Below are 10,984 nucleotides of genomic sequence, written 5' to 3' on the forward strand. Positions count from 1 at the left end.
GGCGGGTAGGCGTTGTCCAGCAGTTCCTGGAACTGCTCGGGGAACCAGTGGCCGGAGACCGGGGCGTTCGGCAGGGCGCCGCTCATGCTGTGGCCGTTGCGCGGGTTGCCCTCGTAGGTCGGGTCGCACATGCGGTCGAAGCCCTTGCCCTCGTCGTTGGGGATCTCCTCGCTGGAGCCGTCGGACTCACCCGGCGGCTTCATCCAGACGTAGGCGTCGATCCCCGGCTCGGGGGCGGCCTGCGGGCGCTCGCCCAGTCCCGCCCCGGCCTGGTTGCACCAGTTGCCGATATGGATGCGCCGGTCCATCCGGCTCTCGTCCACGTAGGTGTCGACGTCGGTGGAGGAGCTCGGCGAGGTCGGGCGCTCGTCGCCGCCCCAGCCGTTGCGCGAGGTGTCGATGAGCATGCCGATGTTCTCGTCGAAGCCGACACCGACCAGCTCCGTGCGCAGCGCCTGCGCGAAGGAGAGCTCGTCGGCGTAGCGGTTCCAGTCCACCCAGGCGGACTGGCGGACCAGCGCGCCGCCGATGACCCCGTCCACGTCGATGTAGGGCTCCTCCAGGGCGGAGTAGTTGGCCGTGTTGGCGATGAAGCCGTGCACGTCGTCGGGGGTGGCCCCGGCGGCGTTGGCGGCCTCGTGGAACACCTCGGCCGAGGCGGTGAAGTTGTCGTCCCAGCCGATCCAGCCGTGGTGGCCGGCGTCCACGTAGTTGTAGACGTTGCCGATCGCGCCGAGGGTGGACAGGGCGTACCCCACCCCCTCGACGTAGTTGCCGTTGGCCAGCATCTCGTCGCACTCGGGGGTGGCCGTGGGCCGGGAGCCGACGTTGGTGACCAGGTTCGGCAGCGAGTCGATCTCGATCGTGGTCACGACGCGCAGCTCGGTGTCCTCGTAGTCGGCGAGGATGTCGGCGATCGGGTCGATGTACTCGTTCTTGTAGCGGTCGATCTCGTCGGGGCCGAGCTCCCCGTTGGAGGCCAGGGCGGCGCAGTCCCGACCGGGCAGGTTGTAGATGACGACCTGGATGACCAGGGGGTCGCCGGCGGCCTGCGCCAGGGCCTCGTCCAGGTGGTCGCGGAGGCCGTAGTCGCCGGTGGTGGGGCTGTCGTTGCCCTCGATCGCGCTGATCCGGTCGAGCCACACGCCGGTGGGCTCGTCGGCGACGGCGTCGCCGCCGGGCTCGGCCGCGGCGTTGGCCGACCAGATCGGGTTCACGTAGACGTCGGCGCCGACGTAGGGGTTGTCGACGCGCTCGCCCGGGTTCGGGTCCGGGTCGGTGGGCTCGTCGGTGGGCTCGTCGGTCGGTTCGTCCGTGGGCTCCCCCGTGGGGTCCGGGTCGACCTCGCCCCGACACACCGTGCCGTTGAGGGTGAACTCGACCGGGACGGGGTTGTCGCCGCCGTAGGTGCCCTGGAAGCCGAAGGAGACGCCGGACCCGGTGCCGATGGTGGCGTTGTGACCCACGTTGGCGGCGGTCACGCTCGGGCCGGACTGGGTGTGCGTCGCGTTCCAGATGTTGGTGATCTGCTGGTCACCGTCGAAGTCCCAGCTCAGTTCCCAGCCGTCGACGGGGTCGCCGAGGTTGGCGATCTCCACGTTCGCGGTGAACCCCGAACCCCAGTCGTTGGCGACCTGGTAGTCGACCTCGCACTGGGTGGCGGCGCTGGCGGTCGTGGGGAGGGTGACGGCGGCCAGTGCGCCGCCGAGAAGGAGGACGGACATCGCGGCGAGGCCGCGTCGCGGCGCCGGACCCAAGTCCGGCACACGTCTGAAGGTGCTCATCTGCTGCTTCCTCATGGTTGGGGGGTCGGTCCATCAGGGATCACGCGAGCACGTGCGGAGGCGGTCCGCGGGCCGGGCACGGTAGGCGTGCGCGGCCCGTACGACGGCTGACGGGTGGAAGCGGGCAGGGCATGGCCACCTCGGTGATCGGCGCGGGCGAGCGCCGTGTCGTGGGGGATGTTGTCGCCGTGTCGTGGGGGAACACTGCATGGGAGCGCTCCCAAACCTGGGCGAACGAACCGCGTGAAGGACTCACGTGATTCGCGCCGCCCTGGTGTGCGACCTTTCGGGAGCGCTCCCATGAGCGTAGTCACCAACCGTCCGCGTGTAAACACCCCATAAAGCGCGGATTTCCGGGCACGCCGGCGGAACCCGGCACGGGAGCTCGCCGCCCTTGGCCGACGCCCGAAGCGCCGGCGAGGGTGTTTCAGGTGGACTGATCACCCGTCCGCCCGAAACATCCCGCACCGTTCGCCCCGACGAGCCTCCCTCACCGGCCGAGGCCGCTCATCAGGTCGTCGAAGGAGACCGGGTCCTCGAAACCGTCCCGGCCGACGGGAGCGTGGTCGACCGCCAGGCCCGCCAGCTGGCGGGCCGCGCGGTGGATCCGTTCGGCCAGCTCACGGCCACCGCTCTCCCCCGAACCCCAGTCCTCCGAGGCCGCGTACACCCCGGTCGGCGCGACCACCGACCGGGTGTGGGCGAACAGGGGCCGCAGGGCGTGTTCCAGCACCAGGGAGTGCCGCGGGCTGCCCCCGGTGGCACCGATCAGCACGGGCTTGCCGTCCAGGGCCTCGGGCTCGACCACGTCGAAGAACGACTTGAACAGCCCGCTGTAGGAGGCGTTGAACACCGGAGTGAGCGCGATGACTCCGTCGGCGGCGGCCGTCCGGTCCAGGGCCTCGCGCAGCTGTCCGGTGGGAACGCGGGTGGTCATGGCGTTCATGATGTCGTGGGCCACCTCGCGCAGCTCCACGGTCGTGGTCTCGGCCCGCACGCCGCGCTCGGCCAGCGCCTCCTCGGTGGCGGCGGTCAGCCGGTCGGCGAGCAGGCGGGTGGAGGACGGGGCGCTCAGCCCGGCGGTGACGGTGACGATCGAGCGGGTGGTCATCGAACAACCTCCGTGGTCGTGTCGACCTCCCGCCGGGCGGCCAGCAGGGAGGCGTGGGTGGGCGCGTCGGGAACGTGGGCGGGCCGGCCGGAGGCGAACTCGCGGCGCAGCACGGGCACGACCTCCTCGCCGAGGATGTCCAGCTGCTCCAGGACGGTCTTGAGCGGCAGGCCCGCGTGGTCCATCAGGAAGAGCTGGCGCTGGTAGTCGCCGAACATCTCGCGGAAGGTCAGGGTGCGGTCGATGACCTCCTGCGGGCTGCCGACGGTCAGCGGCGTCTCACGGGTGAACTCCTCCAGCGAGGGCCCGCCTCCGTAGACGGGCGCGTTGTCGAAGTAGGGCCGGAACTCGCGAACGGCGTCCTGGGAGTTCTTGCGCATGAACACCTGGCCGCCCAGGCCCACGATCGCCTGGTCGGCGGTGCCGTGGCCGTAGTGCTCGAAGCGGCGGCGGTAGAGCGCGATGAGCTTCTTGGTGTGGGTGGCGGGCCAGAAGATGTTGTTGTGGAAGAAGCCGTCACCGTAGTAGGCGGCCTGCTCGGCGATCTCCGGGCTGCGGATGGAACCGTGCCACACGAACGGCGGCACGTCGTCCAGCGGGCGCGGTGTGGAGGTGAAGCCCTGCAGCGGCGTGCGGAACTTGCCCTCCCAGTCGACCACGTCCTCCCGCCACAACCGGTGCAGGAGGTTGTAGTTCTCCAGCGCCAGCGGGATGCCCTGGCGGATGTCCTGGCCGAACCACGGGTAGACCGGACCGGTGTTGCCGCGACCCATCATCAGGTCCACGCGCCCGTCCGCCAGGTGCTGGAGCATCGCGAAGTCCTCGGCGATCTTGACCGGGTCGTTCGTGGTGATCAGCGTGGTGGACGTGGACAGGACGAGGTTCTCGGTGCGCGCGGCGACGTAGCCGAGCATGGTGGTCGGCGAGGAGGCGACGAACGGCGGGTTGTGGTGCTCGCCCGTCGCGAACACGTCCAGGCCGACCTCCTCGGCCTTGAGGGCGATGGCGACCATGGCCTTGATCCGCTCGGCCTCGGTGGGCGTGCGCCCGGTGGTCGGATCCGTGGTCACGTCGCTGACCGAGAAGATTCCGAACTGCATGACCCGCTCCTAGTTAGCTTCCAAAGAAGTAGTTTCGCCAGAAACTATCATGCCGAACAGCGGCACACGCCGTGGTATTCCCGCCGAGGAACAGTGCCTTCGAGCGGCTTGGGGATTGGCGCGCATCGGCGACGAGGCGACCCTCGCGCACGGGTGCGGACCACGGCCCGCACGGGGCGCGGTGTCCGTGCGGTCGAGGCGCCCGGACCGCCCCCAGGTGTCGGACCACCCCGAGATGACGGGCGGGGGCGGGGCCGCCGGTGTCTCCCCAGTACCAGTGGCCACGCCACCCCCGCCCCCTCCGCCCGACCCGCCCCCTCCCCCTCTGAGGGGCGCGCGGGTCAGGCGAGCCTTCGACCCGTCGGGCGTCTCGGCACGGTCACACGGATCACGGTCGGAAGCCGTTCCAGCTCCAGGGACAGGCGCAGGGAGGTGAGACCGTCCTCACGGACACCGCGCCACACGTCCACGGGGTCGGCGTCCTCGGTCAGTTCCAGGTCCAACCACAGCCGGGGTTCCCGTGCGCACTCGGTGAACCGGGCGCGGCCCCGCAGCACCCGCGGATCGGACCGAAGCCGATCCACCAGCGCGGCCCCCACCGCGACCGCGGCGACGCCGGTGCACCCGGCTCCGGTGTCCGGCCCCGGCCGCAGCCATCGCAGGCGATTCGTCCGTGCCTGGACCAGCAGCCAGCGGACGGCGAGCAGTGTCACGGCCGTCGCGCCCAGAGCCACCGCGTGCGCGGTCCATGGCCAGGTGAGGGCCGATGCGGCCATCGCCGCCCCGTGGTCCGCGAATCGTTCGGCCACGCGGTTCCCGTCAAGCCCCGCCCAACCCAGAGCCAACCCTGACGCCCCACAGACCAGAAGGGCGAACCCCACGAGCACCAGGCCGACGCGGTTGCCGCGCGCGGTCCGCCTCGCCTTCCGGTGCGCGAACCCGCGGATCGTGCTGGGAGTCTCCGTGGGGGCGGGATCCCGGTCACACGCGCGCTCCTCCATGCTCAGGCCTCCACTCGCACTCGCACGACCACACGCGGCGGCCGGAGCGGAGCCAGTTCCTCCAGGCGCCGGAGGACGACGGCCTCGACCCGCTGCCGTAGTCCGTCGGCGCCGTGGACGTGTGCGCGGACCCGGACCCGCACCGAGCGGCGCCCCATCCGCACCCGCGCCAGGACGACACCGTCGACCCCGTACGCCGCGCCGGTGAGCAGCGCGCGCAGAGCACGCCCGGACACGCCCACGACCGTGTCGCGGACATCGGTGCGCAGGGCCGTGTGGGCGCCGGCCCCGGGAAGGAGCGCGGTCACGATCAGGGTTAGTCCGAGCGCGGCCGCGGCGGCGGAGACCACCATCGCCCCCGGTGACTCCCAGGGGGTCACCGCCGTGTCGACCAGCCCTTCGTGGGGTTGGAGTCCCGGCGCGGTGAGGCCGAGTTGGCTCGTCGAGAGCATCAGGACCACCCCGCCGACACCCGCGACGCACAGGGCCGCGATGATCGCGGGCACCGAACGCCGGGGCCGGAAGACCCGCAGGGCGGTGCGCCGCGCGTCCCGGAGTTCGGCCGGGGACGCGCCGGGCTCCTCTTCCCGGACCTTTGCTGCTTCCTGGAGATGGGTCACGTGCGATTCCTTCGTTCAAGCGGTCGGGGGTCAGCGTGCCCGCGGGTCGGGCACGAGCCGGACGACGTCGATGTCGATGCGGTCGGCGACGAGGCCGGCCATGCGCTCCAGCGCCTGGGCGACGCGGCGGCGCACCTCCGACGACGTCCGCCCCAGGGGGACCGGATAGGCGACGGCGATCCGCAGGCGCACGGCGACGCGTGCTCCGCTCCGCCGCACGTCGGCCCGGGCGGCGGGGCCGCCCGCACGTCGGATTCCGGGTCGCCCGTCCAGCGGACGGACATAGGGGTGCCCGACGGCGGCCGCGCGCACCAGGCGCTCCACGGCCCGGTCGGAGACGACGGTCGCGCCGCGGACTCCGGGGGCGACCCGCGGCGCGTCCGGTGTGGCGCGGTCGGAGGGAAGGGCCTCGGGCTGACCGCTCACCGCCGCCCCCAACGCTGGCGCCCCGCGAACAGCGCGGCGAGGTCGATGTCGCCCTCGTACACCCGTCCTCCCAGGAACCCCGCGGCGCCGAGCACGAGTACGAGCAGGAAGGCGCCGAACCCGCCGAAGGCCGCGGTCAGCCCGAGGACCGCCCCGAAGGCCAGTCCGGCGAGGGACCACGGCGGGCCGGTTCCGTGTGCGGGGTCCGCGGCCCCCTCCGCGCGGTCGCGCATCACTGGACCCTCGGTGCGGCGGAGGCGTCGGTCTCGTCCTCGTCGGGCAGGTGGATGTCGTCCACGGTGATGTTGACCTCGGTGACCTCCAGACCTGTCATACCCTGGACCGCGGCGACGACGTCGCGCCTGACGACGGCCGCCAGGTCGGGGATGCGGGCCCCGTACTCGACCACGAGGTTGAAGTCCACCGCCGCCTGCCGTTCCCCCACCTCGACGGCGACGCCGCGCGCCACCGCACTCGTCGACGTGGAGCCGGGGATGCGTTCACGGACGGCGTCGAACGCCCGCGCCGCACCGCCTCCCATCTGGTGCACGCCCCGGACCCGCCGTGCCGCCATACCGGCGATCTTGGCGACCACGTGGTCGGCGATGGAGGTGTGGCCTGCCGCGGTGGCCGCTCCCCGGGTCCGGTCGGTACGGGCCACGGCGGAGGTCCCGCGCGAATCGACCGGAGTCGCCTCCAGGTCGGTGGCCTGCGTGCTCTGACTGTTCTTCGCGGTCACGGGCGTTCTCCTTGGGTCCTCATCGACGCGGTCGCGTCGTGTCTCAGTGGAAGGACACGTGGGGAGGCATGAGGCTCACGGTCGATCTCATGTGACCTGCCGCACATTCGATGGCGCACGAGGAGCGAGATGGGAAAGCATTGAGCGACAACTTGAACACGTAGGGTAGTTTCACTGTGCATGTGCACGGGAGAGGCCACCCAGTCACCGACGCATGGTGCGTGCGCGCTTTCGGAGAGTGTGCTCGTCGAACGCGCCCAGGACGGTGACGACAGAGCGTTCGAGACCCTCGTTCGCCGACACCAGGACACCGTCTACCGGATCGCCCTGCGCATCCTGCGAGAGCCCGCGGACGCCCGTGACGCCGCCCAGGAGGCGCTGGTCACCGCCTGGCGCAAGCTTCCCGAACTCGCCGACACCGAGAGCTTCGCCGCCTGGCTGAACCGCATCGTGGGACGGCGCGCGTTGAACGTCCTGCGGGCCAGGAGACCAGAGACGCCGATCGAGGACGGTGAGCGGATCATGGCCGCGGGGCCCGGTCCGGTGGCTGAGGCGTTCGCCGGAGGCCTGAGGGAGGCGCTGTTCGAAGCGCTGTCCGGATTGCCGCCTCCCCAGCGTGTCTGCTGGATTCTGCGCGAAATGGAAGGATTGGGTTATGAGGAGATAGCCGAGATCGTCGATGCGACCCCGACCGCCGTGCGTGGACGTATACACCGCGCGCGTACCCATCTCGTGGAGGCGCTTGAGTCATGGCGGTAGACCCGTCCGACGTCCACGACCGACTGCCCTGCACCAATTCGGTGGACGCCCTGCTGCGCCATCTGGTCTCCGGTGCGCTCACGGAGCACGAGTCCGCGTGCCCGTACTGCCGGGAACAGGCCGAGGAACTACGGCCCCTCGTCACGGCGGTGCGCCAGTCCGACGAGCAGCGGGTGACCGCTCCGACCGGACTGGTCTCGGACGTCATGCGCGTCGTACGCGCGGAGCGCCGCCCCGGGCGCACCATCGTCCTGGACGGACCCGGCCCCGGCGGCACCGAGATCCGTGAGTCGGCCGTGGCGGCCCTTCTGCGAGCCTCGGTCGACACCGTGCCCGGCGTGGTCGTCGGCCGCTGCCGGATCGAGCAGACCGCCCGGGGCGTCATCATCCGGGCGGCGGTTCGGGTCGCGCTCGACCGGCCCATCCCCGAGGCGACCGCGGCGGCCCGGAGCAGCATGCGCGCACTGGTCGAGGAGCGGCTGGGACTGCCCGTGGTCCGGGTGGACCTCGACGTCGTGGACGTGCGCGACAACGGGGACGGAAACCGCTGACGTCCACGAGGTTCTCCGTCCCCGTGATCGGGAACGTCACACCACCGGCGGCGGGCACGACGGATGTGGCCCGGCCGACGGAGAGGAGGCCGGGCGCCGCGGACGGTCGCGCGGCACCGCCGCGGTCCAGGCGACCCGCCCCGGAGCAGATGGATCGGGCTCGCCGCGTCAGGCGTTCTCCTTCGGACGCCAGGTCCTGCCCCTGCCCGCCTTCCGGGGCTTACGGGGCAGCGGACGGTTCGCCGACCCGTCACCACCCGACTCCTGGGAGCCGACCCGCGTGTCCGGTGCGGTCGGTTTCGACCGGGCCGGGCTCGACACGGTCACACTCGGTGCGGTCGATTTCGGCTGGACCGGTTTCGGCACGGCTGGTTTCGATGCGGTCGGACTCGGTTGGTCCGGGCTCGGCTGGTCCGGGCTCAGGTGGCCCCGGCGTCCGGCCGTGGCCCGGGGACCGATGGTCCGGCGCTTTCGCGCTCGACCGGACACGGAACCGGTGGCGGGAGCCTTCTCGGGTGCGCCCGCACCGACGGCTCCCGTCTCGGACGTCGCCTCCTCCGGAACGGGATCCTCCCCCACGGTCGTCTCGGAGGCGCCGGGCTCGGCCACGTCAACCGTTTCGAGTGAGTCGTCACCGAGGACCTCTGACCAGAAGGCGTTCGTCTCGGGGTCGTCCTCCTCGTCCTCGCCGGTGTCCCAGAACGCGGAATAGGCCGTCGGGTCGGTGAGGGGATCGGCCTTCTCAGGCTTCCTAGGCTTCTTGATCCTTTCGACCTTCTCAGGCTTCTCGGGCCCCCCGGCTTCCGCGGGCTTCTCGACCTCTTCGACCTCCACAGCCTCCTCGGGCTCCTCGACCTCCGACCGCTCGGGCACCGCCGGGACGAGCCCGTCCCCGGGAATCTCGCCCCCGGTGGGCACGGAGTGCCGGTAGGCGCGGATCGCCTCGGTCACCTGGTCGGCGTCGCAGCCAGGCCACGAGTGGTGGGCGAGCGGGGCGAGCGGGGTACTGGTCTCGGTGATGAGCCCGTCCTCCGCGACCGTCAGGCTCCCTCCGAGCGGCCACCGACCGAGCACCACCGCGGTGATGCCCCGGTGCTGGCCGTGCAGCAGGAGCGAGGACAGCGCCGTCTCGTGCCTGGTGTCGGGCGCGGTGATCAGGACGAGCGGTGCCGGATCGTCCACCCGCAGGGCCTCGTCCGCTCGCTGGTGCAGCTCGTCCTGGAGTTCCTCCAGGGCCCGCTCCACAGTGCCGACCATCCGAACGGGCTCGCACGGGTGCTTCCTGAGCAGGTCACGCCCCTTCTCTCCGATCAACCGCACGGTGTCGGCCTCGGTGATCACCACACGCGCGGTCTGCTCGCCCGAGTCGTCGAGCGCGTTGAGGAGCAACCGCCGGGCGGCGCCCGCCGCACCCTTGCCGGTGACTCCGATGCCCGGCACGTGGCCCAGTTCCACACTGACCCGCTCGTCGATGTCGTCACCGGGGGTCGGGCGGGGCTCGGCGGGCGGGAGGGCGAGGGGCTTGGACCGGGAGGAGGGCGGAAGGCGGCGCGGCAACGACAGCACCACCCCGGGGATTCGGACACCGCGCTTGCCCAGGACGTATCCGCCGAGGACGCCCGCGAAGGCGAAGGAGAGCCCGACAGCTCCGTCGGGGATCTCGAGGACGACGACACGGTTCTCGTCCTGGTCCTGCTCGGCGCCGTCCGGGATCGACCCCGTGTCGCTGGTCGCCGACATCGTCTCCACCTGGACCGTCTCCGCGGGCTCGATCGTCTCGGCGGGCTCGGTCGTGTCCGAAGCCTCAGGCGGAGCGACCGTGTCCGCCGTATCCGTGGGCTCCACTGTCTCGGCCGGCTCCGCCGTGTCCTCCGCCCCGGGCTGCGCGGGCGGCACGGGGTCGGTCCTGACCGAGTAGACCAGCTCCGCTCTGCGCTGCGCCGCGTGGTCTCCCTCACGCGGCTCCTGCGACCCGGCGCCCCGTACCACCGTCTCGGGTGCCGCGTCGCCGAGCTCGGCGGCCAGGTGGTCGGCCACCGCCCGGGCCCGCCGTTCGGACAGCTCCACGTTGTACCGGTCCTCCCCCCTGGGGTCGGCGTGCCCGCTGATCCGGACGGGGACGTCCGGATCACCGTGTTCGCGGACGAGCTCGACCACCGGGGCCAGGTCCTCGCGCATCGCGTCGGTCAGCTCAGCCGAGTCCGTCGCGAAGCCCGCGACCGTGCGCTCCCGCTCGACGCTCTGGCCCGCCCGCGACTCGTCGGAGACGGGCACGGGCGGCGGCGCTCCGTCCTCGTCCGAGGGCGCCTCCTCCCCTTCCTCCTCCTGCGCGACGGTGTCCGCCAGCGCGTAGGTGGGGGTCAGGACCGTCGCGCCGACCGCGGTCGCGGCGACCGCCTGCAACGGGCCCAGGGGTCGGAACAGGCCGGGCGTTCCGCGCAGTCGCGCGACGGCCTCCACGACGATCCCGGCCAGGTACAGGCCCCACAGCGTCCACAGCAGCACGATCAGGAACGCGGTCGGCACCCCCGGTGGGACGCTCAGGCCGCGCAGGTGGACGAGCGCGCCCGCCCACGTCAGGTCGAGCCGCGGCCACTCCAGGTGCCACAGGAGCGCGTACGGGACACCGAACAGGACCACCGCGGCGAGGAGGATCGCACTCGGCTTGCGCAAACGTGTCATTGGCCGCCTCAACTCACTAGGGCGCGGGTTCTGTGTACGGGCGGGCGCTCGCGGTGGACTCGACGGTCGTGGAGCCCAGCGGCAGGAGGGCGAAGTCGTAGCTGACCCGGGTGGTCACGGTCACGGTGTCCCCGTCCACGGTGACGGTCCCCGAGGCGCCGGACTCGGCGAGGAACCCCCGCGCGGCGGCGGCCGCGGCGGCGGGGTCCAG

At 72.0% G+C, this 10,984-nt stretch carries 10 protein-coding genes and 2 pseudogenes; 2 read left to right on the forward strand and 10 right to left on the reverse strand.

Annotation, left to right across the window (positions count from 1 at the left end; translation table 11 throughout):
* From D471_RS34220 to D471_RS0112880, 8 genes and pseudogenes are all read right to left on the reverse strand, one after another.
* Positions 1-1,784, reverse strand: a pseudogene (locus D471_RS34220) (glycoside hydrolase family 6 protein); the annotation flags it as partial.
* Between the two features lie 490 nt (positions 1,785-2,274).
* Complete coding sequence (locus D471_RS0112850; RefSeq protein ID WP_017598988.1) at positions 2,275-2,895, reverse strand: FMN reductase; 621 nt, start codon at positions 2,893-2,895, stop codon at positions 2,275-2,277.
* Positions 2,892-3,995: an LLM class flavin-dependent oxidoreductase gene (locus D471_RS0112855; protein WP_017598989.1), complete on the reverse strand. Its 1,104-nt coding sequence runs from the start codon at positions 3,993-3,995 to the stop codon at positions 2,892-2,894. The genes D471_RS0112850 and D471_RS0112855 overlap by 4 nt, the downstream gene beginning before the upstream one ends.
* Positions 3,996-4,336: 341 nt before the next feature.
* Entirely contained in the window at positions 4,337-4,804 is a 468-nt protein-coding gene (locus tag D471_RS0112860) for a hypothetical protein (protein WP_241479614.1), read from the reverse strand.
* Positions 4,805-4,998: 194 nt separating this feature from the next.
* The gene (locus tag D471_RS0112865; protein WP_017598991.1) at positions 4,999-5,616 is read right to left on the reverse strand and encodes a DUF6286 domain-containing protein; all 618 of its coding nucleotides are present in this window, start codon (positions 5,614-5,616) and stop codon (positions 4,999-5,001) included.
* Between the two features lie 30 nt (positions 5,617-5,646).
* Positions 5,647-6,042, reverse strand: a complete 396-nt coding sequence (locus D471_RS0112870; RefSeq protein ID WP_241479615.1) for an Asp23/Gls24 family envelope stress response protein — start codon at positions 6,040-6,042, stop codon at positions 5,647-5,649.
* Positions 6,039-6,275: a hypothetical protein gene (locus D471_RS34225; protein WP_017598993.1), complete on the reverse strand. Its 237-nt coding sequence runs from the start codon at positions 6,273-6,275 to the stop codon at positions 6,039-6,041. Before D471_RS34225 ends, D471_RS0112870 begins: the two co-directional genes overlap by 4 nt.
* Positions 6,275-6,781 (reverse strand): Asp23/Gls24 family envelope stress response protein, encoded by a 507-nt coding sequence (locus D471_RS0112880; RefSeq protein WP_017598994.1) that lies wholly within the window; start codon positions 6,779-6,781, stop codon positions 6,275-6,277. The genes D471_RS34225 and D471_RS0112880 overlap by 1 nt, the downstream gene beginning before the upstream one ends.
* A 180-nt stretch (positions 6,782-6,961) precedes the next feature.
* On the opposite strand from D471_RS0112880, the gene D471_RS0112885 reads away from it, so the two are divergent.
* Both D471_RS0112885 and D471_RS0112890 read left to right on the forward strand, forming a co-directional pair.
* The gene (locus D471_RS0112885) at positions 6,962-7,540 is read left to right on the forward strand and encodes an RNA polymerase sigma factor (protein WP_051059158.1); all 579 of its coding nucleotides are present in this window, start codon (positions 6,962-6,964) and stop codon (positions 7,538-7,540) included.
* Positions 7,531-8,091 (forward strand): anti-sigma factor, encoded by a 561-nt coding sequence (locus tag D471_RS0112890; RefSeq protein WP_017598996.1) that lies wholly within the window; start codon positions 7,531-7,533, stop codon positions 8,089-8,091. Before D471_RS0112885 ends, D471_RS0112890 begins: the two co-directional genes overlap by 10 nt.
* A gap of 168 nt (positions 8,092-8,259) precedes the next feature.
* Here the strand turns inward: D471_RS0112890 and D471_RS34230 are convergent, their stop codons facing one another.
* Positions 8,260-10,764, reverse strand: a complete 2,505-nt coding sequence (locus D471_RS34230; RefSeq protein ID WP_017598997.1) for an OmpA family protein — start codon at positions 10,762-10,764, stop codon at positions 8,260-8,262.
* 25 nt (positions 10,765-10,789) lie between these two features.
* Positions 10,790-10,984, reverse strand: a pseudogene (locus D471_RS40160) (hypothetical protein); the annotation flags it as partial.

It is taken from the genome of Nocardiopsis lucentensis DSM 44048, from assembly GCF_000341125.1.
Lineage (GTDB): Bacteria > Actinomycetota > Actinomycetes > Streptosporangiales > Streptosporangiaceae > Nocardiopsis > Nocardiopsis lucentensis.